The organism is Rhizobium subbaraonis, from assembly GCF_900220975.1.
GTDB classification, from domain to species: Bacteria; Pseudomonadota; Alphaproteobacteria; order Rhizobiales; family Rhizobiaceae; genus Mycoplana; species Mycoplana subbaraonis.
Genome location: NZ_OBQD01000012.1, coordinates 21534 through 44436 on the forward strand (window position 1 = coordinate 21534; position 22903 = coordinate 44436).

A 22903-nucleotide genomic window follows, 5' to 3' on the forward strand; every position below is an offset into this window, starting at 1 on the left:
ATGACCCTGCCCGCCATCCTACGAAACAACCTGCGCCTGCCCGTGGTCGCAGCACCGCTCTTCATCATTTCGCATCCGGCACTGACGCTCGCGCAGTGCAAGGCGGGCGTGGTCGGGGCCTTTCCGGCGCTGAACGCGCGACCGCAGTCGCAGCTCGACGAATGGCTAGCCGAGATCACCGAGACGCTGCGCGACCATGACGCCAGCCATCCCGACCGCCCGGCTGCACCGTTCGCCGTCAACCAGATCGTCCACAAGTCGAACCGCAGGCTCGAACAGGACCTGATGCTGTGCGTGAAATACAAGGTGCCGATCGTTATTTCCTCGCTTGGTGCCGTGCCTGAGGTCAACGACGCGATCCATTCCTACGGCGGCATCGTGCTGCACGACGTCATCAACAACCGCCACGCCAACTCGGCAATCCGCAAGGGGGCCGACGGGCTCATCGCGGTGGCAGCGGGCGCGGGCGGGCATGCAGGCACGCTTTCGCCATTCGCCATCGTGCAGGAAATCCGCGAATGGTTCGAGGGTCCTCTGCTTCTCTCCGGCGCGATCGCGACCGGCGGCGCAATCCTTGCCGCGCAGGCGATGGGCGCGGACATGGCGTACATCGGCTCGCCCTTCATCGCCACCACCGAGGCGCGCGCCGGCGCCCCCTACAAGCAGGCGATCGTCGAGGGCAGCGCCGCCGACATCGTCTACTCCAACCATTTTACCGGGGTGCACGGCAACTATCTGCGCTCGTCGATCCGCACCGCCGGCCTCGACCCCGACAATCTGCCGGAAGCCGACGTGAGCATCATGGACTTCGAAAAGGCCGAAAGCGGGCCGAAGGCCTGGAAGGACATCTGGGGCTGCGGTCAGGGAATCGGTGCCGTCAAGGATATCGTCGCGACGGAAGCGCTCGTGGCGCGCCTGGAGGCCGAATATCGAGCCGCCCGCGACCGCCTTCGCACACCATGAGCTCCGCCCGCTCCACAGCAGCTTTGAGAAAAATGACCAAGTGCCAACAGATCACTTGAAATCTCCGCGCAATGCGGCTATCAGCCCCTCACATTCCGGCCCACGACAGTTCGCGGGCCGATGCGGGCCGCTTTAGCTCAGTCGGTAGAGCACATCATTCGTAATGATGGGGTCACGTGTTCGAGTCACGTAAGCGGCACCATTTCCTTATAAATAAGATAGCGATAACAATCACCTAGGTTGGCCGACCTGAAGTCAGCCCCCCCTTTTAACCCACCTTAGATCTTTCGCTATGCCCCACGCGAAACGGCCGTCGGACCATTGCATCCGATTGTGATTGCCGGAAAACTGTCTCCTGGAGTGATACCTTTGGAGGCTCCGTCTCCACCTGTGCACGATTGAGGCGACCTTGGAAAAATTTCTCCATAGCCAAAACAGTTCAAATTTGACGGGACCCAATGCGTGAACGACAGACGATAGCTGGCCACGCTCTTGACACTGCCGCCCGAACTCAAGAAGCCAGCATCCAAAATGATCCGGCGGATCATGCACAGCAAAGGCGCCGCGAATCGATACTGACGGAATCTGATTACGACCCTGATTGGGATAGCCCGGAGGCCATGGCGAAGTGGCGCGTTCGAGGGATACGGGACATCCATCAAAGAGCGAAGGAGTTCCATCGTATAAGGGCGGACATCGAGATGGAAATCAGCTCGACGCAACAACCCTCTGCACCTAAGTCGCTCATGCAAGAAGAGGAAATTGAGGCCGCGATACAAAGTATCCGTCCGGCAAACACCGCGGACGCCCCTCCACCTAGCTTGATCTGAGTTTCAGTGGCTGCTGCAGACCCCTCGTACAGCATCTTGGTGGTGCAGGGCAGAACGGAATCACGCACCAGCTAGTGCGAACCTTGAAATTCCAACTAAACGCCCCCCGCATCCCGGCCACTTGACGCCTTCACCGATTGTAGCGGCCGTCGCGGAAGACATGCTCTCCGAGCGGTCGAGCACTCAGGCCCTAGGCTTCCGCCTGAATCATCGTTCGCCGCCCCCTTCCCCAACCCACGAGGGGCATTCTCGTTGGCCAAGGATTGCCATCCATATTCTTTGAACATTCGAGGCGAATAGAAGATCAATTGGTCTCTTGGGCCTGGTGATCGCGGTCGGATATACCAACAGATTTCCCTTGGGTTTTCTCGGCCTTCGCAGCTTTTTGCTCCTTCATGGAGAGGAAGGCCGGCGGGGCATTCCCATGTTTGTCAACGCCAAAATAGAGCGTCTGATGCGGGAATGGGATCTCGATCCCGCGGGCATCGAAGACGCGCTTGACGGCGCCGTTCAAGGCCCTGCCGACACCCCACTGTTTTCCCGGCAGCGTCTTGATGCGCACTCGAACGATGACAGCGCTATCGGCAAGCTCCTGAACGCCGAACCATTCCATGTCGCCAAGAATGACGCCGTTCAAATCCGGATCGCCGCGCACCTCCTCGAACGCATCGAACAGTGCCGCGCGGGCTTCTTCCACATCCTCGCGATACGCGATCCCGACGTCGCCGACGTGATAGGAGAAGTCACGCATCAGGTTTGTGACCATATCCACCGAGGAGAACGAGATAATGTGGTAGGCGCCCTGGACGTCGCGCAGGCTGACGGAGCGGATCGTCAGGCGCTCCACCGTACCCGTCGTGCTGCCAACCGTGATGACGTCGCCGACATTGATCGCATTTTCGAGCTGGATGAACACGCCGTTGATAACGTCCTGCACGAGCTTCTGCGCCCCGAAACCGATTGCCAAGCCTATCACGCCGGCGGATGCCAGGAGTGGCGCGATGTCCAGTCCCATCTGAGACAATGAGAACATCAGCGCGATCACCACGATCGCGATCGTGGCTGCGTTTCTGAGAAGCGTCAGGAGGGTGGATTCACGCGCGGTGGCGATGGAGCCGAACGCCGGGTTCAGGCGATAGTCGACCCATGACGTCAGCGCGAGCCAGCATATATAGGCGACCAGCAGGATGACGCAGACCGAGGCGATAGCGCCGGTAAAAGCCAGCCCGAGACGCGATTGCATCAGCGCGGCCAAGTCGAAAATCCCCATCGCCGACAGGACAACCCCGACAACCACCGCGAGGATGGCCAGGCGAAGGATCGTCAGGAAACGCGGCACCAGACCGTTGACGCGCCTTTCGAGAAGCGGGAGCCGTTCGTTGACATTTTCCGGCAACCGCACGCCCTTTGTTACCGCGCGCGCCAGCCAATCGGCGACGACGAAACCGATGATGATGGCCGCACAGGCCTGGGCACTCGCGGCCAGTACCGAAAACAGGCGATCGGCAGACCCGACCAGCACGACAAAAAACAGGAACGCGAGATAGACGAGCACCGGCCAATGCCAGCGTGTGGCAATGAAACGGACTTGCCGATGGCGAGGGCTATGGTCCGGGGTCGTCAACAGCCAGTCGGTCACGGCCCGCCGGTTTATTAAGGTCGCAGATATGGCGGTGATGAGGGCGGCGAGCGCCACGAGACCAGACACGGCTCGCCCGGAGGCAACGGACACTGCTTGCGAGAGCACCGGCTGGAGAAGAAGCTGGCCGTAGCCGAGAATGCCGACGATCCATGCGAGTATGCGGCTGGTTCGCCTTGCGGCTTCATCCGATATGCGCACGAGCCGCAATTCGCCGGTCGAGGGCGAAAGGACTGTTGTGATTGCCACCTTCGCCAGTTGCACCACAGTGAAGGCATTCAGGTAAAGCGTCTGCTGGATGTCCATCCGCCCCAGTTCGCCAAAAACCGTCAGAGCCGCAACGTACCCCGCAGCCCAGGCGGCGAAGACGATGGCGACATCGAGTGCTGCAGACGCAGCGATCAGAATGATCTTCTCGAAAAATCCGGCCGTAACGGCGCGCGCGCCGAACGATCGGTCAATCCGCCAGGTGACGAATCGCAGGACCATGAAGACCCCGTAAGTCACGACGATCACGAGAACGAGGTCGCGCATGGTGCGCAGCAACACTTCGCCTTCGTCTCCACTCAGATTGGCAAACATCGCCGGCGCCGCGGCCAGTTGCCGTGAGAACACGATCACGGAGGAAACCGCCTTCTCGGCGGATTGCCGGGTGACTTCGGCGATTTTCTGGCCGAGCGAGGGTTCGCGCATGGTCGCGGGTTGTGTAGCGTCTCCGGGAGACGACGCATCGCCATCCACAGCCTTCTGCAATTCGCCAAGGAAGGCTTCTCGAGTCCTATCGTCGCGAAGGACATCGATGAGATCCTGAAGCTTCGCGGCCTGGGCCGGCTGCTCCTGTTTGGCGCCAGGCAGGAGAGATTGCTGCGCGGCCGCCGGGATGACGCCTGCCACGAACATGAAGATCAAAAGAAGGAAGGTTCGTATCACGGGAAATTCCCCACGTCAGGCTTCATGCGCGTGCCGGGAAACAACAGGTCGACGAAACGGGCCGCCGTCGGTTGCGGTTCATGATTGGCGAGGCCTGGACGCTCATTGGCCTCGATGAACACGTAATCCGGTTTCGAAGGATCATCGACCATGAAATCGATACCGACGACCGGAATGTCGATTGCGCGTGCGGCCCGGCAAGCAGCCGCAACAAGATCGGGATGCACCATGTCGGTCACATCGTGGATCGACCCGCCGGTGTGCAGGTTGGCGGCCTTGCGCACCATGATCTCCCGCCCTTCTTCCAGCACGGTTTCCAGCTCGAGCCCCTGCCCGGCAAGACAGCGTTGGGTTTCCGAGTCGATCGGGATCCGGCTCTCCCCGCCCGTTGCCGCCTGCCGGCGGCGGGATTGTCTCTCGATGAGGGCAGCAATCGTGCTGATGCCATCGCCGGTGACAGCTGGGGGGCGGCGGACGGCGGCGGCGACAAGCGCATAGCCGATGATCACGAGGCGCAGGTCTTGCCCCTCGAAGCACGCTTCGAGCAGCACCCGCTCGCAGACCTGACGCGCCGAGTCGATCGCCGCGTCCAGTCCGTCCATCGAGGTTATGCCGATCGAGATCCCACGCCCCTGTTCTCCGCGCGCGGGTTTCACCACGACCTTGCCGTGCTTTTTGAGAAAAGCCTGAATTGCTGCTCTGTCCCCGCCAACCTCGATCTGGTCGGGAACGGCAAGGCCTGCGGAGGAAACGACGCGCCGCGCGATGGCCTTGTCATCGCTGATCGACATCGCGACACCGGAGGTCAGTTCCGAGAGGCTTTCGCGGCAATGGATGGACCGGCCGCCGTGGGTCAGGCGAAAGAACCCGCACTCGGCATCGGTGATGTCCACGTGGATACCGCGTCGCGTCGCTTCATCCACGATTAGCCGCGCATAGGGGTTGAGGGCATCGTAGGACTGATGCGGCATCGCGAAAAACTTCTCGTTGATGGCGTTCTTCCGCTTGATGGCGAAGAGCGGCATGCGCTGGAAGTTCAGTTTTTCGTAGAGTTTTATCGCCAGTGCATTGTCGTGCATCACCGACAGATCGATGTAGGAGAGGCCGCGCGCCTGGAAATGTTCGGCCAACTTGCAGAGCAGCTTCTCGCCGATGCCAGGCTGGCGCGCATGCGGATGGACGGCAAGGCACCAGAGCGAAGCGCCTCGATCGGGATCGTCGAACAGCCGCTGATGGTCGATGCCCGTCACGGTGCCGACGATCTCGCCGGTGGCATCGTCCTGGGCAACAAAATAGGTGAGCGACCGGTTGTCCCGTTCGGAGGAGAAGAAATCCGAACGAATCTGCACCATGCCGCAAGCGGCATAGACATGGTTGATGCCCTCGGCATCGGCTTCCGTCGCCAGCCGGCGGATGGTGATACCGCGCATGCGGCGCGGTTTTGCCCGATAGATCGAAAGGTTGAGCCGGAACGTGTGCGACGGATCAAGGAAAATCTCCTGCGGCGCGCGCGACAAGAGCACATGCGGATCACGCACATAGAAGGCGATGTCCCGGCTGGACGGCGCTTCGTCGCGCAGCTCCGACAGCAGCGTCTCATCGTCGGAAAACGTCTGGGCGAAGACGAGCCGTCCCCATCCGCAGTCCAGCACCACGTCCTTCTTCTGCTCGCCGGAGATTTCCGGCCGCCCGACATGCCGCCCTGGCTGCGCACGCGTGCGCAGTTGCTCCAGTCGATGACTGACCGCCTTGGTTCCCTTGCTGCGCTGGCGCGGCGATGTCAGCTCCCTTGCCTTCTTCATGTCAAACCCCCTGTGCCTGCAGCCACATTTCCAGAAGCCCGACCTGCCAGAGTTCGGAACCGCGCAACGGCGTTATATGGTCCGACGGCCTGTCGAGCAGGCGATCGAGATAATCGTCGCGGAAGAAGCCGCGGTCGCGGGCCTTTTGCGAACGCAGGGTGTCGCGGATCATGTCGAGATAGGGGCCTGCGATATACTTGAGCTGCGGAACAGGGAAGTAGCCCTTCTTGCGATCGATCACCTCGCTTGGAACGACCTTGCGGGCGACGTCCTTGAGGATGCCCTTGCCACCGTCGCGCAGCTTCTCTTCCGGCGGAATGCGCGCGGCAAGCTCTACCAGCTCATGGTCGAGGAAGGGCACGCGGGCTTCCAGACCCCAGGCCATGGTCATGTTGTCGACCCGCTTCACGGGGTCGTCTACCAGCATGACATTGCTGTCGAGACGGAGCGCCTGGTCGACGGGCGTATCGGCGCCGTCGCGCAACAGGTGTTCGGCAAGCAGCGCGCCGCTCGCATCGTGATCGGTGATCCAGTCGCCCGAGAGCTGCGTGCGCAAAACGTCATGCGACCGGTCGGCAAACGCCTTGCCGTAGTCGGAGACGACATCGTTGGAATTCACCAGCGGCGGATACCAGTGATAGCCCCCAAAGACCTCGTCCGCGCCCTGGCCCGACTGCACGACCTTGATGTGCTTCGACACTTCCTTGGAGAGCAGGTAGAAGCCGACATTGTCATAGGAGACCATCGGCTCGGACATTGCCGCGATGGTGCCTGGCAGCGCGCCCATCAGATCGGCGGAGGGCACGAAGATCTTATGGTGATCCGTGCCGAAGTGCCGGGCGATGAGGTCCGAATAGACGAATTCATCGCCCTTCTCGCCATTGGCCTCCTCGAAACCGACGGAAAAGCTCATCAGGTCTCGCTGGCCGGCTTCGGCAAGCAGGCCGACGATCAGGCTGGAATCCACACCCCCTGAAAGCAGCACGCCAACCGGCACGTCGGCGATCATACGGCGCTTCACCGCGAGACGCAGAGCTTCGAGAAGCTTCTCCTGCCATTCCTCGCGCCGGATCGCGGTATCGCCGGTCTGGCGACGGTATGGCGGATCCCAGTAGCGACGATCCTTGAAGGTGCCGTCGCGCTGGTAGACGCGGATAGTTGCGGGCGCCAGTTTGCGCACGCCGTTGAGAATAGTGCGCGGCGGCGGCACGACGGCATGGAAGGTCATGTAGTTGTGCAGTGCAGCCCGGTCTATGGACGTGTCGACCCCGCCCGCCTTGACGAGAGCCGGCAGGCTGGACGCAAAACGCAGCGCGCCCGCGATCTCGGCGACGTAGAGGGGCTTGATGCCGAAGCGGTCGCGGGCCATGACCACGCGGCCGCTGTCGCGTTCATGAATGACGAAGGCGAACATGCCGTGGAAGCGCGAAACGCAATTTTCTCCCCAGGCGTGCCATGCCTTGAGGACAACTTCTGTGTCGCCGTCGGAAAAGAAGCGGTAACCCCTTGCTTCGAGTTCCTCCCTGAGTTCGCGGAAATTATAGAGGCAGCCGTTGAAGACCAGCGAGAGGCCGAGATCGGGATCGACCATCGGCTGCTGCGATTTGTCCGACAGGTCGAGGATGCGCAATCGCCGGTGTCCCAGCCCGACATTCCCCCGTACCACGATACCTGACGCATCCGGCCCGCGAGGGGCGAGAACGTCCGCCATGATCGAGACCGCCGAAACAGACGGTGACCCGCCATCGAACCTGACTTCTCCACAAATTCCACACATGAACTGGGTCGAAACCTCCTTTGTTTGTACAGAATGCAACGTTAGGGCCGTGAAAAGGTCCACGGCCCTGACGTCGTACGAAAAAGTTAAATGCACGACGCGGCCAGGCGTTCCCGTTTTGACCGTATTTACTGTCCGGTCGTTTCTGCACGCGCCAGCATGTAAGCCTCAGCGAAAGCCATGTGTTCGGCCGCGATGCGGCGCGCATCGTCTGTTCGGCCGTCCTTCAATGCGGCCATCAGGCGATACTGGTACGACAGCCCTTCCTCCCGGGAACTCGGCGCAGGATCGGCATAGATCTTTCTGGCCAGCGGAAGTTCGCGCAACAGGTTGTGCATCAGGCCGCAGAGGAAGCCGAGCAGCGGGTTGGGACTGAGCTGCGCCAGCTGCGAGTGGAAGTCGAGCTCCGCCACCCGCTGGCGATACTGCTCCTCAGGATCGACCGGCGGGTGATCATAGATGCGGATCGTGCTTTCGAGCGATGCAAGCTGTTGCGCCGTCATCTGCCCCGCGAGCAGGGCCGCAACCTCCGGCTCCAGTGCCTTGCGGATCGCATAGATGTCGGAAAGGCTCGGCTGGTCGAAGAAGAAATGCGTCGACAGCAATTCCATGGCGTGCTGGGCGGATGGGGCCGCTACGAAGGCACCGCCACCCGGACCGCTGCGCGTGAAGATGAGCCCCTGGGTCTCCAGCGCCTTCATCGCTTCCCGCACAGTACCCTTCGCCGCCTTAAAGCGGTCGATCAGTTCGCGCTCCTGAGGCAGGCGGTCGCCGGGAGCAAGGCCCTCCGATCGGATATAGTCCTTCATGCGGTCAGCAATCGCCTCCGGCCGCCGCTTCGTCTTGCCGGCAGGCGTGAAAAAACGCTTGCCGTCTTCGCCGGAAATCTTCCGGTTTTCCCTGATGCCTGGCAGAACCATCACTCTCTCCTGATGCAAGGCGCGCTCGCGACAAGCCGCTGTGTATAGGCGTGCCCGGGATTGGCAAAGAGACGCGCCGCAGGCGCCATCTCGACCACCTCACCGAAGTACATGACCGCGACGCGGTCGGAGATCGCCTCGACGACGGCAAGGTCGTGGCTGATGAAGAGGTAGGTCAGGCCGAAGCGCGTCTTCAGGTCGCGCAGAAGCAAAAGGACCTGCGCCTGCACGGAGACGTCGAGCGCGCTGACGGGTTCGTCGAGCACGATGATTTCCGCTTCCGCCGCCAAGACCCGGGCGATCGCGATGCGCTGCGCCTGCCCGCCGGAAAACTCGTGTGGATAGCGGGCAAGCGTATCCTCCGGCATCTGGACGGCATCAAGCAATTCCTTCATGCGCACGGCACGCCTTGCGGCCTCGTAGCCGCACAGGAGTTTCAGCGGCGTTTCGAGGATATCCCGAATGGTCTTGCGCGGATTGAGCGAGGCGACCGGGTCCTGAAAGACGTACTGGATCATCTTGCCGAAAGCGCGCGGCCCCTCGCGCCGCAACGCACCCGCATCCTTTCCGCCGATCAGCAGGCTGCCGGCGGTCGGCGCTTCAAGGCCGACGAGCATGCGGGCAAGCGTGCTCTTGCCGGAGCCGCTTTCGCCGACGACGGCGAGCGTTTCGCCGCGCGCCACGTCGAGCGAGACGGATTTCACCGCCCTGACCTCGTGGCGCGCCTTGCCGAGCAGGCTCCTGCCGCCGCCGAACGTCTTGGAAAGGTCGCGGATCTGAATGGCGGAGACCGTCATGATGCCTGCTCCTTGCCGCCCGCGAAGAGCCCGGTGACACGCTCCAGGAAGCGCTCCCCCGTGCCGAGTTCGGGCACGCAGGCGATCAGCCGCTTGGTATAGGCATGCTGCGGATTGGCGAGCACCGCGCGGGTTTCACCCGTCTCGACGATCTCGCCGTCCTTCATCACCGCCACCCGGTCGCAGATTTCCGAGACGACACCGAAATCGTGGGTGATGAACAGCAGGGCCATGCCGCGCTCGCGCTGCAAATCGCGCAGGAGTTCGAGGATGCGGGCCTGCACGGTGACATCGAGGGCGGTCGTCGGCTCGTCGGCGATGATCACGTCCGGGTCGTTGGCAAGCGCCATGGCAATGCCGACACGCTGGCGCTGGCCGCCCGAAAGCTGGTGCGGATAGTGTTTTGCCCGCTCCCGCGCCTCCGGGATGCCAACCTTTTCGAGAAGGGCGACCGCCCTCTCCCGGCACGCCGCCGCACCAATCGACTGGTGCGCGGCGATCGCCTCCTCCACCTGCCGCCCGACCGGATACATCGGGTGCAACGTCGTCAGCGGATCCTGGAAGACATAGGCGACGCGGCTGCCACGGCTGGCGATCAGGCGCGTCTCGGGCATCGCCAGCACGTCCTCGTTTCCGAGATAGACCGCGCCGTTGCGGATCAGCCCCGGCGGAGACGCCACCAGCCCCATGACGGAGAGCGCCGTGACGCTCTTGCCCGAGCCGCTTTCGCCGATGAGGCCGAGGCATTCGCCGGGCTTCACATAAAGCGAGACGCCGCGCACCGCCGGCACGATTTTCGAACCGCGCTGGAAGCCGGTTTCGAGACACGCGATCGAAAGAGCGGCATCGGCCGCGGCATTTGCCGGCACGGCACGGCCGCTCGCGACGTCGGTCACCGGCCCAGGCCGCGCAAGCGCCCCCGAACGAAGGCGCGGGTCGAGCACGTCGCGGACCCCGTCGCCGAGCACGTTCAGGCTGATGACGATGAGGAAGATCATCACGCCCGGCACGATGGAGACGTGCGGCGCCGTGAACAGCTGCGCCCGTCCCTCGCCCAGCATGGAGCCGAGATCGGCTTGCGGCGGCTGCGCGCCAAGGCCGAGGAAGCTGAGGCCGGCCGTCTCAAGGATCATCCAGCCCGCCGTCGTCGACATGGTGATGACGATCACGGGCAGGACATTCGGCAGGACCTCGGTGAGGATGATCGAGAGGTTTCCCTTGCCGGAAAGGCGGGCTGCATCGACGAATTCTCGATGCACATAGCCCAGTGTCACCCCACGCACATTGCGGGCGAAGAAGGGTATGTTGACGACGGCGATGGCGTAGAGCGCGTTCATCAAGCCCGGACCAAGTGCTGCGACGATTGCCAGCGCCAGCAGGATATAGGGAAAGGCCATCAGCATATCGATGCCGCGCATCATTGCATTGTCGGTGCGCCCGCCGGCATAGCCCGCCACGATGCCGATCGCGGAACCGACGAAGGCAGCGATCAGCGTTGCGGCAAAACCGACTGCGACGGACACGCGTGTGCCCCAGAGCAAACGGCTCAGGATATCTCGACCAAGCTGGTCGGTGCCGAGCAGGTGGCCTGCCGTAAACAGGGGTTTCAGCCGGTCGGCCGGCGCGGTAACGTCGGGATCGGGCAGCGGCAGGATCGGCACCAGCAGGATCATGAGGGCGACCAGGCCGAGCAGCACCAGCCCTGCCGTCGCCAGACGGTTGTTGAGCAGCAGGTGCCAGGACGTGATCCGCCGGGGCGCTTTCGGCGCTGATGCTTCTGCAACCGCGCTCATGTGCGGATCCTCGGATCGAGCATCGACTGAAGCACGTCGGCGACAAGGTTGAACAGCACGTAGCTCGCCGCGACAACGAGGACACCACCCTGTACAAGCAGGATGTCGCGGGTCGAAATCGCCTTAACGAGCATCGCCCCGATACCCGGCCACTGGAACACCGTTTCGATATAGACCGCACCGCCGAGCACGAATCCGGCCTGGATGCCGATGACGGGAATGATGCTGACGAGCGCCGCGCGGAAGGCATGGCCATAGATCACGCGCCGTTCGGGCAGTCCCTTGGCGCGGGCCGTGCGCACATAGTCCTGACGCAGCACCTCCAGCATTGCACCGCGCGTCAGCCGGGCGATGACCCCGGCGGCAACGACTGCCAGCGTGGTTGCCGGTAGGATCAGATGGATCAGAAGGTCCTTGAGATCCCCGCCGCCATAGACCGCATACATGCCGGACGCCGGCAGGATGCGCCAATGTATGGCGAACAGATAGATGAGCAGGAGCCCGAGCCAGAAGGACGGCATGGAGATGCCTGCGAGCACGAAGAAGGTGATCGCCCGGTCCGCCCAGCCGAACTGCCGCACCGCCGAAACCACCCCAGCCAGCAGGCCGATCACGGAACACAGCACGAGCGATACGCCGGCCAGCACGAGTGTTGCCTGGAAGCGCTCCAGCACCTCGTCGAGCACGGGACGGTTGAGGGCGAAGGACCGCCCGAAATCGCCATGCACGACATTGCCGATCCAGATCAGGTATTGCTGCACCAGTGGTTCGTCGAGTCCGAGATCACGGTTGATGCGCTCGACATTTTCCGGCGTGGCATAGGCACCGAGAATGGCCGTGGCGGTATCGCCCGGAATCAGCGCCATCACCAGAAAGACGATGATGGAAAGCCCGAACAGCACGGGCACGACGGCGATCAGCCGTTTCAGGATATAGGCCGGCATGGAACCTCCCGGACATCCGTGGCACTGCCGGCGTTTCTGCCGGCAGTGGTTTTACAGACGAGGACTACTGCTTCGTCACGCCATGGAGATCGAGCAGGAAGGAGGGTTGCAGCTTGAAGCCCTGCACGGCCGCCGTGGTGACCGCGTTCTGCTTCCAGTTGGCAACGAAGAGCCAGGGCGCATCATCATGCACGATCGCCTGCACCTCGCCGTAGAGCTTGCCGCGCTCGGCCTGCTCCGTCGATACGCGCGCCTTTTGCAGAAGCTCGTCGACTTTCGGGTTCGAGTAATAGCCCGAGTTGAAGCCACCCTTTTCCGGCATCGCGTCCGTGCGCAGCGTCAGATAGGGCACCGTGTCCGGATCGTTGGTCATCCAGGCCATCTCGGCCATGTCCGCCTTGCCCTCGAGACCCGAATTGACCCGGCCGAGGAAGGTGTTCCACTCGTAGGTCTCGATCTTCACCGTGAACCCGACGGCCTGAAGGTCCGCCTGGATCGCCGCGCCCATGGTGATCGGATCAAGCATGCCCGATCCGCCCTCGGTGACGTAGAAGGTCAGCTGTGGATTTTCGACACCTGCCTCGGCGAGCAGCGCCTTGGCCTTTTCGGGATCGTAGGGATAGGGCTCGACCGCGCTTTCCACCCAGTTGAAGGCCGGCGGAATGGGGCCTGCGGCCACCGTCGCGGTCCCCTGCAGGACATCGTTGACGAGCGTTTCCTTGTTCACGGCAAAGTTGGCGGCCTGGCGCACGCGTTTGTCGGCGAAGGGACCGGTCTTGGTGTTGAGAATGCCGAACCAGACATGCGGGCCAGCCTGTTCCGCAACGGCGAAATTGGCGTCCTTCTTGAAGGTCGCGAGATTGTCCGGCGGGACCTCCACCATGACATCGATGCCACCGGCCATCATCTCCGCAACGCGCGTATTGGCATCGGTGATCGGCCGGAACACGACGGCCTCGAGGCTCGCTGCGCCATCCCAGTAGTCCGGATTGCGCTCGATGACGACGCGCTGGCTCGACAGCCACTCGACGAACTTGAACGGCCCGGTGCCCGAGGGGCTGCGACCATAGTCCTTGCCATGTTGCTCCACCGCGGCGGGCGAGACGATCAGTCCCGTCGGATAGGCCAGATTGGAAAGGAACGGCGCGAAAGCCTCGCTCAGCTTGAACTCGACGGTCTGCGGATCGACCACGTTGACGGATTCCACCGAGGCAAAGTTGAAGGACAGCGGGAACGGTCCGGTGTTGTAGAAGGGATGGTCCTGCTTCAGCATGCGATCGAAATTGAACTTCACCGCCTCGGCATTGAAATCCGAGCCGTCACGGAACTTCACGCCCTGGCGAAGCTTGAACGTGTAGGTCTTACCGTCGTCGGAAATGTCCCAGCTTTCGGCAAGCGCCGGCTCGACCTCCAGCGTGCCGTCCTTGAAGCGCACGAGGCCGTCATAGATGTTGACGAGGATCCGGAAATCGTTGGTCGCGGTAACCGTGTGCGGATCGAGAGACTGGGGCTCGGCGATCTGGCCGACGACCAAAACATTGGGTGGTGTTTGTGCGGCGGCCGGCCCTGTGGCAAGGGCGGCGCAGGCAAGGGCAGCAGCCGCAAGGGCGCTCCGAAACAGCCTCTTCATGGGGAAGATCCTTTCGATTTGGCATCGTTCGTGAACCGCTATTTATAGATATAAATAAACTCAATGCAATAATTTATCATGATTGAAATTGGAGTTTGCACGCATCCAGCCCTTCCCGCACTTCGCGGGAAGTCAAGAAACCGTGACAAAACAGATAATTACCTTAAAATGAGTGATCAGTGCACGTCGGGCTCGTCCGCACTAAGATCCTGATCGGCACGCTCGACTTTCTGGTGAGTGAAACCTCGCAGGCCCGAGACTTCCTCGGCGTCGCGCTCGATCTGCACCTCGCTCATCGCATAGTGCACCACCAGCTTGGCGACCGACATCAGGGCATGGAGGTGGATGCGCTCATAGCCATGCGAGGCATCGACGCCGAAGGCCAGAAGCGCGGTGCGCACGTCATGCCCGGCCTCCACCGCCGAAGCAGCATCGGAGCGATAATATCGGAAAACATCCTTTTGGACGCGGATGCCATGTTCGCCGCAAAGCTCGTACAGTTTCTTGGAAAGGTGATAGTCGAACGGGCCGGTCTGGTCCGCCATGGCGAGCGTCACGCCGAACTCGTCGGAATTCTGGCCCGGCGCGGTCGTCCCGTTGTCGATGGCAACCAGCGAGGCGATATCCGGAACGAGAGCCGCCGACGCGCCGACGCCGACCTCCTCGCCGATCGTGAATAGCCAATAGGTATCCACCCGCGTTTCAATCGCCTCCCGCTGCATCGCCTCAAGCGCGGCCAGCATGATCGCTACCCCGGCCTTGTCATCGAGATGGCGCGAAACGATGAAACCATTGTCGAGAAATTCCGGCTGCGGGTCGATGGCGACGATATCGCCGATATCAATTCCGAGCTGCACGATGTCCTTCCGGTCACGCGCAAGCGCATCGATACGCAACTCGACATGGCGCCATCCCGTTGGCTGCGTGTCGACTTCCTCGTTGAAGGTATGGCCCGACGCTTTCAACGGCAGGATGGAGCCGCGATAGATCCCCTTGCCGGACAGGATCGAGGCGCGGGCGCCTTCCGCAAACCGCGCGGACCAATGGCCGATCGAAACGAGTTCGAGCCGGCCATTGTCCTTCAGCGACTTGACCTGTGCGCCGAGCGTGTCGAGATGCGAGACTATGCCACGGGCCGGCCGCTCCGCAGCGCCGGGACGGCGTGCACGGATTGCACCGCGGCGCGTCAGCCTGACCTCCAGCCCGAGGCGTTCCAGTTCGCGCGCTGTGTAACGCACGGCTTCGTCAGTGAAACCGGTGGGGCTCGGGATGTCGAGCAGCGCCTTCAGCCGGCTCCTGAGATAATCCGGGTCGATATTGATCGGTGTCTGCATGGGGGCCGTTGTCGCAGCCAGCACCGGTTTCGTCAACAATCCCGGAGCCGGCGAGCGCGATGCCTACCTCAAATCGACGGCCGAGCTTTCGAAGTCGAAGAGCAGTGGCGAACAGCGATACCGATCGTGCCCGAGCTCTCGGCCGCAAGCTGCAGGCGCCGTGACGCGGTCGCCGCGACAACCGCGCCGAGACCGCCATGGCGCAGCCCTTCTTCAAAACAGGCGAGCAGCGCCTTCTCGTCACCCGCTTCCAGATCCACCAGCCGGTCCGGGTGAAGCCGGCCTGTGCGAACGCCGGCATGAATAGATCCCGGCGCGTTACTACCCAGAGGATCTTGCCTTTCGTGCGCGCGGCGATGCCGGCGCCAAACAATGCCGCCGCCGGCAACCTCATGCAGGCACCCCAATGCCAGCCCTCCTCCCGGAAGTTTCGATTTCCCGAACCCCAAACGGCAGGACCTTGCGCGCCCGTCCCTGCCCGCCTTCAAGAGCGCTCAATGCGCGCGCGAAGCTCTGCAATGACGGGATTGGCGGCGGTCTCGGGCATTCCAAATACGGTTCCGTTCAGGGGTTTGCAGCGGGGTTTCAAGTTGATATGTTCATTCTTTGTTCCGATTGATTTCTTCTGTCAATCGGGCCGCGGTCCACAAAATCCTGCCGCAGCTAAGTCATTGAGACGAATCCGATAGCTAGATCAGGGAGATATCGAGCCACCGAGGACAGGAAATTTTCTTATTGCGCGACGGGGACGAATGGCGGCCTATCTGGAAAAACTCAATGACAGGCAGCGCGGTCGCCCTTGAGCTTCGTTCAAACGAACTGATATCGTGACTGGTTCAACGTTCGAACCGCTCCAGCATCTTCCTCAGTTGTGCATTCTGCAGGCGAAGCTTGCTTGCCAACTGCCCCCGCAGGATCCTGATCTCTCCATCCAGGCTGGTCATTTCGTCGGAAATGATGGGGATGGCTGGAGAATTCTGCGACACGACAACGCCCGTTTTGACTGACCGGGCACGACGTCTCCGCTTGGCCGACGCGGCTTCAGGAGTCTCTTCGACCTTCGAAGTGCCATATGCGAGGGCGACGCCGACGTCAGACGAAGCCGGGCCAGAGACTTTCACGACCTCGGCGGCACTATCTCTGTCCATCGTGCCGTGAACATCACCGCCCGTTTCTTCCAACGGCCCCAGTGCGGCGGAGAGCGCATCGGATCGATCGAAGGGCTGCGGCTTTTCTCCTCCCGGCAGACCGACGCTATTCAGGCGCTCTTCGGCGGGCTTCTCGGTCGAACCCGCGATCCCCAGCACGTCCGGATTCGCGTCCTCGATCGGGCCATCTTCCTGCCTTTTCTGGCGTCGCGGCGACACTAGTCGGGCAAGGAAATTCCACGGAGACGCCATTTATTCGACCTCGCGTTTTATCCCGCATGCAGGCCGCGAGTTCACGTGTTGGTGGCGGCCGTGACCGCCACCAGAATACTCGTCTCAAAAGACATGAAAATGCGGCCGGCGATTGGTTACCTGCCTGCTATCAATCGAGCTTCAGCCGCTTACGCAGATCAGCGTTTTCAGCGCGAAGCTTTTCGGCCAGCAGCTTGCGCAGCCTTTGGTTTTCTGCTTCCAGCTGCAGCAGATCCGCCATCTCGTCAACCGCTGCCGGCACGACAGACGCCGCCTGCACCACCTTCGGGCCACGCTTCATGGGCGCACGCTTTGCGGTGCCCGCACCGTCGATCGATTTCGGCTTGCGTCCTCGCTTCTGCTTTCCAACTGCGCCGGGTGAAACGACTGTCGGTTCTGCTGCAACGTCAACAGATGTCGCTTCAGGAGCTACCTTTTTGGCGCGGGGTTTGCGTTGCTTCTTCGGCGCAATGGGCGTTTCAACAACGGCCGGTGCATCTGTATTGGTCATCGTATCGCTTTCGTCGCCCATGAGCGTCTCCTCTGTAGCCGCTGCAGTTGTGTGCTGCCGGACCGGTTGCGTCAACAGCGGCCCTGCTGGCTCAGCTTTCGATGGACACACGTCGCCCGCGGAATTGCCATCCAGTTGCTCGCCCGGCACAAATGGCATCGCCTCTTTCTCGACATCGCGGGCAACGGACTTGAGATCCATGTCACCCCAGATCGAGTTCGACTTGGGATCTGGTTTTCGCCGACCGGATTTATATTCGACAGCAAAGCTCCGTTGGACTTTTTTCAAAGTTGGAGGCCCTACGTATCCAAGGAGGTTTTTCGACGGCATCTCAGTGTCGCCGCGGGCCCAGGAAATAACGATTGCCGACCTCGCAGTCCAGCCCATTGCGTATCTGGCTCCCAGTGCGCTAGACGATTTACCGCCCCCGACTGGGAACTGCTCTGAGACCGAGTTTGGAGGATGGGACATTGGAGGTTCCAGGCTCTTGCTCTGACACCAATTTTTGGACCGCCGGGGATGCCGGCCGGGAGAAATTCAGAATGACGTCGTTGGCAGGCCCAAAGGCCCTTCAGCGTGGCTGCCATCGGCTGTGCGCTGAAGGATCGTGCCGCAGCCGGTGGCAGATTGCTATCGCGACCGGCTGTCGTGTGATCGCCGGGCTTGGCCGGGCGCGCTCTAACCCCGTGGAAGTTGCTCCGCAGCAGCTCGACCACGCCGTTCTGCGCGAAAGATAGATCTACCCGAGGTCAGCGGATAAGGATTGCGCGGAAATCATTGACGTTCGTGCCGGTTGGTCCGGTCACATGGAAGTCGCCGATGGTGGAGAATGCGGTGTAGCTATCGTTGCGATCCAATATTTCGCGCGGATCGATTCCGGCGGCGCGCAGACGTCGCACTGTCGTTCCGTCGGCGAAAGCGCCGGCATTGTCCTCGGAGCCGTCGATGCCGTCCGTATCGGCCGCCAGAACCTCGATGGCGTGGCCGTCGATGGCAAGCGCCATGGCGAGCGCGAATTCACCGTTTCGGCCGCCCCGCCCGCCCCTTCCCCGCAATGTCACCGTCGTCTCGCCGCCGGAGAGCAGCACGGCCGGTCGCGAAAACGGGCGGCCGCGCGCCAGCACCTCACGGGCGATCGCGGCATGGACGAGCGCGACGTCTCGCGCCTCGCCTTCCATCGCATCCGACAGGATGACCGGCATGACGCCGTGGCCCCGTGCCTCGGCCGCAGCAGCCTCCAGCGAAACGCGCGCCGAGGCGACGATGTGATGCTCGTGTCGGGCGAAGACCGGATCGTCGGGCATCGGTGCGTCGGCTGCCGGCCCGTTCAGATGCGCCATGACGGCGGCCGGCAGATCGAGGCGGTACTGCGCGACGATCGCCAGCGCATCCGCACGCGTCGAGGCGTCGGGGATCGTCGGGCCGGAGGCGATGGCGGCCGGATTGTCGCCGGGAATATCGGAGACCAGCAGGCTGACGACGCGGGCGCGGGTCGCGGAAGCGAGCCGCCCGCCCTTGATGCGCGAGACGTGTTTGCGCACCATGTTCATCGCCGAGATCGGCGCGCCGGAGGCGAGCAGCGCCTCGTTGACGGCGATCTCGTCGGCGAGCGTCAGCCCTTCGGGTGGCGCCGGCAGTAACGCCGATCCGCCGCCGCAGACCAGCGCGATGACGAGATCGCTTTCCGTCAGGCCGGAAACCAGATCGAGGAGCCGCGCGCCGGCTGCAAGCCCGGCCTCGTCGGGAACCGGGTGCGCCGCCTCCAGTACCTCGATGCCACGCGTCTCGCAGCCATAGCCGTAGCGCGTCACGACGATGCCGGTGAGTGGGCCGGGCCAGAGCGTTTCCAGCGCCGCCGCCATCTGTGCCGCGCCCTTGCCCGCCCCGATAACGACCGTGCGGCCGCTCGGCGGCGGCTCCGGCAGGTGGGCGCGGATGCCGGTCAGGGGATCGGCCGCCTGCACGGCCACGTCGAAGAGGGCGGCGAGGAAAGGCTTGTCCATCGCTCAGTCCCGCGGCTTGCCGGTGAAGGGGCCATGAAGGCCGAGTGCGCGCATCAGGGCGGCCTGCCGATTGACGTCCAGCATCAAGCCGTCGCCCATCGCCGCGCAGAGGGCCTGCCGCTCTTCGGCATCCGCCGCGGCGGCGAGACGTGTCCAGAAATCATGGAGTCGACCGGCCATACCGGCGAGTTCCTTCACGACGTCAGCGTCCTCGGCAACGCCCGCCAACGTGCCGGCGGAAACGCCGCCGATGCCGTGGATCGCGCGGCCGGGCACGGCGGTATAGCCATCAGGGAGATCACCCTTGAGATTGCCCACGCGACGGAAACGAATCGCCTCGAGGATCTGGTCTACGGCCTGTTTCGCGCCCGCCACCCGCGACGGATGGTCGGTGTCGGCAACCGCATGCGGCAGAAGCAGCAGGCGGCCGCCATGGCGTTCCATCAGCGGCAGATAGGGCGCGAGCGGGCCGGAGACCTCGCCGGCCGCGGCCTCGCTGAAGATGTCGGCGTCGATCGCGGCGAAGCGGATGCGGCCGTCGCCCATCGCGGTGTCGAGGGCTGCGGCGTCGACCAGTTCGCCGCGATCGAAATTGACGAGCGTCGCGCCGGGGCTGACCGCATCGAAGATCGCCTCGCCGATAAGGCCGGCATTGGCGAAGCGCCCGCTCGTGGCATCGGCCTCGCCGAGGCCGAGATGGACGGAAACGATGTCGGCGCCGGCGGACGCCTCGACGGGCCTCGCCGCGTAACTGAAGCCTTCGGCTTCGATCCAGCGGCGATGCCGCTCGCGGGCATAGATCACAGGCCGCATGCCGAAGGCGTCGGCAAGGCGCGCCACCTCGCGGCCGATATTGCCGTAGCCGAGCACGGCGATGCGCCTGCCTTCCAGCTTCCCAGTAGGGAAATGCTTGAGGTCGCGGCCCGTATCGAAACGCCCGGACACGGAGCGTTCGTGCAACAGGTCGAACGGCAGATCCGGCAGGAAGCGCAGGATCGCCTTCATCACCATCTGCGCGGTGGCGCGGCTGTTGATGCCGGGCGTGTTCATCAGCGGCGCCGCGCCGCCGGCACCCGATCCGCCGCCCCAGGAGCGGGACTGCATGTTGCCCGTGCCCGCCCCGATCCGAACGCCGCCCTCGGAAAAGACGGTGTCGGCCGGCACCACGGTCGCTGCGGCGATCACCGCGTCGTACAGGCCATCACCCGCTTCGGCGACGAGGTCGGCGGCGGTGTTCAGGTCCGGCCGGTAAACGAAGTGGATACCGCCACCGCCTATGTCGGCCGCGACGATGCCGTCGCCGTCGTGGAACGTGCAGCCGGCCTGCTCGACGTGTCGGCGCACCTCGGAGCAGTCCGGCCGCCCGTCAGGCCCCGGCCGCAGGCCCACCAGGTCGCAGATGAGGATCCGGTAGGTCCGGCGGGCGTCAGTGTCATGCATGGTTTCGTCCTCTCGGCCGGTCGTTGAGGTGCGTCAGGCTCAGTTCACCAGATCCGGATCGGTCCGGATGATCCAGTCGTAGATGGGCTGGAAGTGTAGCCACCCCATGAAAGGCGTCGCAAGGTGCTTGGCGGAATGGGCGGCCTTTTCCGGCGCGACCAGTTTCAGCGGCGAGCCGGTCGCCTCGGCCTTCAGCTGGATTTCGCAGGCGCGTTCCAGCGCGATGAACCACCAGGCGGCCTCGTCGATGCTGTGCCGCCCGACGCTGAACAGCCCGTGGTTCTGGTGGATGGCGACCTTAGCGTTGGCGAAGGCGTTGGCGACGGTGTTGCCGGCCCCCTTCTCCACCACCACGGCGCCGGCCTCCTCGGTGATCACCGCCTGATGACCGTAGAAGCCGCAGGCGGTCTGGGTGATCGGATCGAGTGGACGCCCGAGAGCCGCCCACGCCATGCCGTTGACGGTGTGGGCATGGCAGGAGGCCACGATGTCGGGATGCGCTTCGTGGATCGCCGAATGCAGCACGAAGCCGGCGCGATTAACGGCCCAGGTGCCCTCTACAACCTTGCCGGCGTGATCGACGAGGATGAGATCCGAGGCGCGCACCCGCGAGAAACTCATGCCGAAGGGGTTGGTCCAGAACAGGTCGTGGTGCTCGGGATCGCGCACCGTGACGTGGCCCGCGAAGCCGTACTCGAACTTGTAGCGGCCAAAAATCCGGCAGACGGCGGCCAGCCGCTCGCGGCGATGCTGGCGTCCCTCCGCCAGCGTCTGGAAGACCGGTTCGCGGGGGAAATGCAGGCCTTCCTGATCGGGTTCGTAGATCGATTTCTTCTGCTGTGCGGCCGGCATGGAAATCCTCCTTCGTTGGTCGGCGTGACGACTACTTGAACAGTTGCGGAAGCCAGAGGGTGAGGCCCGGCACATAGGTGATGATCGCCAAACAGATGAGCAGCGACAGGTAGAAGGGCAGCATGCTGCGGATGATGTGCTCGATCCTCAGCCCCGCTACCTGACAGGCGACGAAGAGATTGACGCCGACCGGCGGCGTGGTCATGCCGACCGCGAGATTGACGATCATGACGATCCCGAAATGGATCGGGTCGATGCCCATCTTCAGCGCCACCGGCGTCAGGATGGGGGCCAGCACGGTGATCGCGGCACCCGTCTCCAGGAACATGCCGACGAGAAGCAGCAGCAGGTTGATCAACAGCAGGAAGACCAGCGGATTGTCGGAGATCGACACGAAGACCTGCGAGATCAGCTCAGGGATGCGGTTTGCCGTCAGCACCCAACCGAAGACGCTGGCAGACGAGATGATCAGCAAGATGACGACGGTGTTGAGCAGAGACGAGCGCAGAGCCGTCACCAGCTTCTCAACGGTGATGGTGCGGAACACGACGACGCCGATGATCAGCGCAAAGCAGACGGCGGCCGCCGCGGCTTCGGTCGGCGTGAAGACGCCGCCGTAGATGCCGCCGAGGATCAGTACGGGCAGCATGAGCGGCAGTATGGCCGCCTTGAAGCTTTCCCACACGCCGGGCTGCGGGCCGAGGCCGTCGCCGGTCGCGCCGGGTTTCGCCCTGCCATAGCCCTTGCGCTTGGTGACGAGGTAGACGGTCAGCATCAGACCGCCGGCCACCAGCAGGCCGGGAAGGATACCAGCGAGAAAGAGATCGCCGATCGAGACCGGCACGCCGGCGGTCAGCGCGAAGATGATCATCGGGATCGACGGCGGGATGATAACGCCGAGCTCGCCGGAAGACGCCTGTACGGAAGTGGCGAAGGGCCGCGAATAGCCACGCGCCGCCATGGCCGGGATGAGGATACCGCCGATCGCCGCCGTCGTCGCGGCGCTCGATCCGGAAATCGCGGCGAAGAACATCGCCGACAGCACGGCGACGAGGCCGAGGCCGCCGGTGGCGCGGCCGACGAGCGACTGGGCGAAATTGACCAGACGGGTGGAGATGCCGCTCACTTCCATCAGCGCGCCGGCAAGGATGAAGAAGGGAATGGCTGTCAGCGGGAAGGAATCGAGCGCAGCGAACATGCGCTGGATCATGGCCTGCAGCGGGATGCCGGAGCCGTACATGGTCATGGCGGAGACCATGCCGAGCGTGACGGCGATCGGCACCGCGCAGGTGAAGAAGACGAGCATGGAAGCGGTGAGCGCGACGGGAAACATGGCGA

Annotated in this window: 16 protein-coding genes, 1 tRNA gene and 1 pseudogene; 2 read left to right on the forward strand and 16 right to left on the reverse strand. The window is 63.2% G+C overall.

Translation table 11 applies throughout. The annotated features are described in order from the left end of the window. The gene (locus tag CRO48_RS18595) at positions 1-963 is read left to right on the forward strand and encodes an NAD(P)H-dependent flavin oxidoreductase (RefSeq protein WP_097141375.1); all 963 of its coding nucleotides are present in this window, start codon (positions 1-3) and stop codon (positions 961-963) included. Positions 964-1089: 126 nt separating this feature from the next. Further along, a tRNA-Thr gene (locus tag CRO48_RS18600) sits at positions 1090-1165 on the forward strand. Positions 1166-2097: 932 nt separating this feature from the next. Here CRO48_RS18600 and CRO48_RS18610 read toward each other — a convergent pair. The 16 genes and pseudogenes from CRO48_RS18610 to CRO48_RS18685 all read right to left on the reverse strand — a co-directional run bounded on the left by CRO48_RS18610 (position 2098) and on the right by CRO48_RS18685 (position 22898). After that, positions 2098-4362: a mechanosensitive ion channel domain-containing protein gene (locus CRO48_RS18610; RefSeq protein ID WP_097141376.1), complete on the reverse strand. Its 2265-nt coding sequence runs from the start codon at positions 4360-4362 to the stop codon at positions 2098-2100. Then, on the reverse strand, positions 4359-6164 hold the full coding sequence (gene ngg, locus CRO48_RS18615) for an N-acetylglutaminylglutamine synthetase (RefSeq protein ID WP_097141377.1): 1806 nt from the start codon (positions 6162-6164) through the stop codon (positions 4359-4361). Before ngg ends, CRO48_RS18610 begins: the two co-directional genes overlap by 4 nt. Before the next feature lies 1 nt (position 6165). After that, positions 6166-7941, reverse strand: coding sequence for an N-acetylglutaminylglutamine amidotransferase (locus CRO48_RS18620; RefSeq protein WP_097141378.1), 1776 nt, complete (start codon positions 7939-7941; stop codon positions 6166-6168). Between the two features lie 128 nt (positions 7942-8069). Beyond that, entirely contained in the window at positions 8070-8861 is a 792-nt protein-coding gene (locus CRO48_RS18625) for a FadR/GntR family transcriptional regulator (protein ID WP_097141379.1), read from the reverse strand. Next, positions 8861-9658, reverse strand: a complete 798-nt coding sequence (locus CRO48_RS18630) for an ATP-binding cassette domain-containing protein (RefSeq protein WP_097141380.1) — start codon at positions 9656-9658, stop codon at positions 8861-8863. Before CRO48_RS18630 ends, CRO48_RS18625 begins: the two co-directional genes overlap by 1 nt. Then, the gene (locus CRO48_RS18635) at positions 9655-11451 is read right to left on the reverse strand and encodes a dipeptide/oligopeptide/nickel ABC transporter permease/ATP-binding protein (protein WP_097141381.1); all 1797 of its coding nucleotides are present in this window, start codon (positions 11449-11451) and stop codon (positions 9655-9657) included. Before CRO48_RS18635 ends, CRO48_RS18630 begins: the two co-directional genes overlap by 4 nt. Then, positions 11448-12395 (reverse strand): ABC transporter permease, encoded by a 948-nt coding sequence (locus CRO48_RS18640; protein WP_097141382.1) that lies wholly within the window; start codon positions 12393-12395, stop codon positions 11448-11450. Before CRO48_RS18640 ends, CRO48_RS18635 begins: the two co-directional genes overlap by 4 nt. A gap of 64 nt (positions 12396-12459) precedes the next feature. Further along, a complete protein-coding gene (locus CRO48_RS18645) occupies positions 12460-14025 on the reverse strand; it encodes an ABC transporter substrate-binding protein (protein WP_097141383.1) in 1566 nt (521 codons plus the stop codon). A gap of 176 nt (positions 14026-14201) precedes the next feature. Further along, positions 14202-15359 (reverse strand): osmoprotectant NAGGN system M42 family peptidase, encoded by a 1158-nt coding sequence (locus CRO48_RS18650; RefSeq protein ID WP_097141384.1) that lies wholly within the window; start codon positions 15357-15359, stop codon positions 14202-14204. A gap of 107 nt (positions 15360-15466) precedes the next feature. Further along, positions 15467-15906, reverse strand: a pseudogene (locus CRO48_RS18655) (ImuA family protein); the annotation flags it as partial. Between the two features lie 289 nt (positions 15907-16195). After that, entirely contained in the window at positions 16196-16759 is a 564-nt protein-coding gene (locus CRO48_RS18660) for a hypothetical protein (RefSeq protein WP_141402074.1), read from the reverse strand. Between the two features lie 130 nt (positions 16760-16889). Next, entirely contained in the window at positions 16890-17558 is a 669-nt protein-coding gene (locus tag CRO48_RS18665) for a transcriptional regulator (protein WP_097141386.1), read from the reverse strand. Between the two features lie 461 nt (positions 17559-18019). Beyond that, entirely contained in the window at positions 18020-19273 is a 1254-nt protein-coding gene (locus CRO48_RS18670; RefSeq protein ID WP_097141387.1) for a glycerate kinase type-2 family protein, read from the reverse strand. A 3-nt stretch (positions 19274-19276) separates the two neighbouring features. Beyond that, complete coding sequence (locus CRO48_RS18675; protein WP_097141388.1) at positions 19277-20713, reverse strand: NAD(P)-dependent oxidoreductase; 1437 nt, start codon at positions 20711-20713, stop codon at positions 19277-19279. A gap of 39 nt (positions 20714-20752) precedes the next feature. Next, positions 20753-21565, reverse strand: a complete 813-nt coding sequence (locus CRO48_RS18680; RefSeq protein WP_097141389.1) for a class II aldolase/adducin family protein — start codon at positions 21563-21565, stop codon at positions 20753-20755. A gap of 31 nt (positions 21566-21596) precedes the next feature. Beyond that, positions 21597-22898, reverse strand: a complete 1302-nt coding sequence (locus CRO48_RS18685; protein ID WP_097141390.1) for a TRAP transporter large permease — start codon at positions 22896-22898, stop codon at positions 21597-21599. Between the last annotated feature and the right edge of the window lie 5 nt (positions 22899-22903).

Coding starts and splice junctions, on each gene's coding strand:
- CRO48_RS18625 (WP_097141379.1), bottom strand. CDS start 8,861: ATGGTTCTGCCAGGCATCAGGGAAAACCGGAAGATTTCCGGCGAAGAC.
- CRO48_RS18680 (WP_097141389.1), bottom strand. CDS start 21,565: ATGCCGGCCGCACAGCAGAAGAAATCGATCTACGAACCCGATCAGGAA.
- CRO48_RS18685 (WP_097141390.1), bottom strand. CDS start 22,898: ATGTTTCCCGTCGCGCTCACCGCTTCCATGCTCGTCTTCTTCACCTGC.
- CRO48_RS18640 (WP_097141382.1), bottom strand. CDS start 12,395: ATGCCGGCCTATATCCTGAAACGGCTGATCGCCGTCGTGCCCGTGCTG.
- CRO48_RS18675 (WP_097141388.1), bottom strand. CDS start 20,713: ATGCATGACACTGACGCCCGCCGGACCTACCGGATCCTCATCTGCGAC.
- CRO48_RS18660 (WP_141402074.1), bottom strand. CDS start 16,759: ATGGCGTCTCCGTGGAATTTCCTTGCCCGACTAGTGTCGCCGCGACGC.
- CRO48_RS18635 (WP_097141381.1), bottom strand. CDS start 11,451: ATGAGCGCGGTTGCAGAAGCATCAGCGCCGAAAGCGCCCCGGCGGATC.
- CRO48_RS18620 (WP_097141378.1), bottom strand. CDS start 7,941: ATGTGTGGAATTTGTGGAGAAGTCAGGTTCGATGGCGGGTCACCGTCT.
- ngg (WP_097141377.1), bottom strand. CDS start 6,164: ATGAAGAAGGCAAGGGAGCTGACATCGCCGCGCCAGCGCAGCAAGGGA.
- CRO48_RS18595 (WP_097141375.1), top strand. CDS start 1: ATGACCCTGCCCGCCATCCTACGAAACAACCTGCGCCTGCCCGTGGTC.
- CRO48_RS18645 (WP_097141383.1), bottom strand. CDS start 14,025: ATGAAGAGGCTGTTTCGGAGCGCCCTTGCGGCTGCTGCCCTTGCCTGC.
- CRO48_RS18670 (WP_097141387.1), bottom strand. CDS start 19,273: ATGGACAAGCCTTTCCTCGCCGCCCTCTTCGACGTGGCCGTGCAGGCG.
- CRO48_RS18630 (WP_097141380.1), bottom strand. CDS start 9,658: ATGACGGTCTCCGCCATTCAGATCCGCGACCTTTCCAAGACGTTCGGC.
- CRO48_RS18650 (WP_097141384.1), bottom strand. CDS start 15,359: ATGCAGACACCGATCAATATCGACCCGGATTATCTCAGGAGCCGGCTG.